Annotated in this window: 3 protein-coding genes; all 3 read left to right on the forward strand. The window is 43.2% G+C overall.

The features are described from left to right. A partial coding sequence (locus MUP17_09575) for a hypothetical protein (GenBank protein MCJ7459228.1) occupies positions 1 to 571 on the forward strand: 571 nt, incomplete at its 5' end. 151 nt (positions 572 to 722) lie between these two features. Further along, positions 723 to 1,319 (forward strand): hypothetical protein, encoded by a 597-nt coding sequence (locus MUP17_09580; protein MCJ7459229.1) that lies wholly within the window; start codon positions 723 to 725, stop codon positions 1,317 to 1,319. Between the two features lie 2 nt (positions 1,320 to 1,321). Beyond that, entirely contained in the window at positions 1,322 to 2,485 is a 1,164-nt protein-coding gene (locus MUP17_09585) for an ABC transporter permease (GenBank protein ID MCJ7459230.1), read from the forward strand. Positions 2,486 to 2,647 lie beyond the last annotated feature (162 nt).

The following is a 2,647-nucleotide window of genomic DNA, read 5'->3' on the forward strand; positions in this document are numbered from 1 at the left end:
AGGTTTGGAAGTGGGAGGATATTTTAAGGATTACGAGTATGACGTATCTTTTACCAATGGACGGGGTGATGGGAGAATAAGCCTTAAAAATGAGGGTCTATTCATATTCAGGCTCGGCAGAATTAATGGCGATTTGAGATATGGGATCTCCGGGCTTATAGGTGGTGCACCGGAAGGTGAATATATGATAGGGATGATGATGAAAGAGGAGCAAAAAATAAACTACGTCCATAAAAATAGATTAGGGTTTGACATTCAGTATCCTTATCGTGAGTTTACCTTCAGGGGCGAGGCGATTTTTGGCAGAGATGGGGACACAAACGTGGGTGGATTTTATCTGGGAGGAGATTATGAGATCACCCCGAAAATTTTAGCCAGTCTAAAGATGAACTACTGGGATCCAAATCTTAAGGTAAGAAATTACATCATAGATACGGGTTTGGGGTTAGGCTATCGTATTAACAAGTATGTCACTCCCAGGGTTGTCTATGAAAAAAACTGGTCAAAGGATGCAGAAGGGATGAATAAGGAAACTGGGCTTTTCACGTCCCAGTTGAATTTGAATTTTTAAGTAAAAGTAGCGTTGCCACTCCTGCCCTACGGGGGCTTGCTCTGGCAACGAACAAACGTCCTCACAGGAGTGAGGACGCTACGGGAGCGAATAAAAGGTAAGACGGGAGACGAAAGAACAAAAAAAAGGAAGAAGGAAAAAGGAAAAAACGATGAAAAGATTTCTCAAATCTAAGAAGATAATATTGATTCTAACTGTGGTTCTGGCAATCTATTTTCCTCTGTCCACTTTTGCGGCAGTTTGCGTTTTCAGGTTTCCGGATAGGGATGTCTATAAGCTCTATCCCAAGGCGACAAATTACAAATCGGTTTTGAAAAAAATAGACGGCGAAGCAAAGAAGAAGTGCGAAGATCTCCTGGGCCGGCCTTTAGATTCGGATGAGACCGAACTGACCTTCTATGAGATCTACAAAGGGAAAGAGCTTATCGGGATGATACACCCACATGCAGAAAGAGGTGAATATGGGACAATAGAAGTAGTCTGGGCATTTACCCTGGATGGCAAGATAATAGATTTTACCATCCAGAGGGACAGGGAAAAGAAAGGAAAAGAACTTAATGGTCCGGATTTCAGGAAACAATTCGGAGGTAAGGACCTTAACTCTCCTTTCGTGCTCGAGAATACCAAAGAGATAAATACAAAGTTGCTCAAGCCAGTGCAGGAGGCTGACAAAGGCTCTTCAGCCATTGCTTATGGTGCCAAGAAGACCCTGGCGTTTTATAAATATCTTTTTCAGGAGGTGAAGTAGCTATGAAGTTCATCTTATTTGCACTAAAGAATTTGTTAAGGAACAAGATCAGGACTCTTCTGACAGTTCTTTCAATTGCTGTTTCAGTGACGGTTTTGTTCTCATTGCTCTCTTTTACCAAGGGATATGAGAAAGGAATGACCGAAGAGTTGGGTAAGATGGGTTACCAGATAATGCTCGTACCGAGGGGATGCCCGTACGAGGCGGCGTCTTTGGCTTTATCCGGAGGGAAAATCCCCAATTATTTCGGTTATTCAGTCTTAGAAGAGGTGAAGAAGATCCCGGAGGTAGAAATTGCTGCTCCTTTCTTCATGTCTGCGGTGATAAGACCAGATGAGGACCGGACAGATATCTATTTCGGGATGGATGAGGCTATGTACCAGATGAAAAGGTACTGGAAGATAAAGGGGAGCTATTTCAAAGATGAAAACTCTATGATAATGGGCGGGGATGCGGCTTACATAGAGCAGACAGATGAGCCTGGTCAGAAATTTTTCGTAAGGGAAAAAAACAGGGAGTTTGTGGTCACAGGAATACTGGAAAGGACCGGAACAAAAGATGACGGGTTCTTCTTCATTCCACTTAAAGCTGCGCAGGAAATGTTCGGGCAGAAGGATAAAGTGACCGGAATTGCAATACGGGTGAAAGATCCAACTTTGATTCCAACAGTGGTGGAAAAATTAGAGAAACTGCCGGATTCACAGGTGATAACTATGTCCCAGCTTATGGGCACAATGATGAACTTGGTTGCCCAGGCGAAGACTTTGATATTGTCCATTATCATCATCGCCATAATCATCAGTGCCTTAGGTGCTTTGAATACGGTTTTGATGTCGGTTTTCGAGCGGACCAAAGAGATTGGAGTGATGAGAGCGATGGGTGCAGGCAGGGAGCACGTGTTTCAGTTGGTCTGGGTGGAGACTTTAGTAATGGCTTTGATAAGCGGAGTATTAGGCATCGGAATAGCGATTATCGGAATGGGGCTGGTTGAAAAGATAATCAAAAAGCTTCTTCCTTTAGCCCCTCAGGGAAGCGTAGTCTCATTTGACCTGAATATTCTTTTAATCTGTCTGGGCTTTATAATTTTTGTAGGCTTGGTGGCTGGAATCTATCCAGCTTATCGGGCTTCCAAACTCAAACCGATCGAAGCGATCAGAACAGAATAGTGAACAGGAGGAGATATGAACTTCTTTAGCTTAGCCATAAAAAACCTTTTGAGAAGGAAGATCAGGACAACCCTTACGATTTTGAGCGTGGCAATTGCCATCTCCATCCTTTTCAGTTTAGTGGCTTTTAACCGGGGATATGAAAAGGAGATGAAAAAAGAG

This window comes from Candidatus Zixiibacteriota bacterium (assembly GCA_022865345.1).
Taxonomy (GTDB): Bacteria; Zixibacteria; MSB-5A5; order MSB-5A5; family RBG-16-43-9; genus RBG-16-43-9.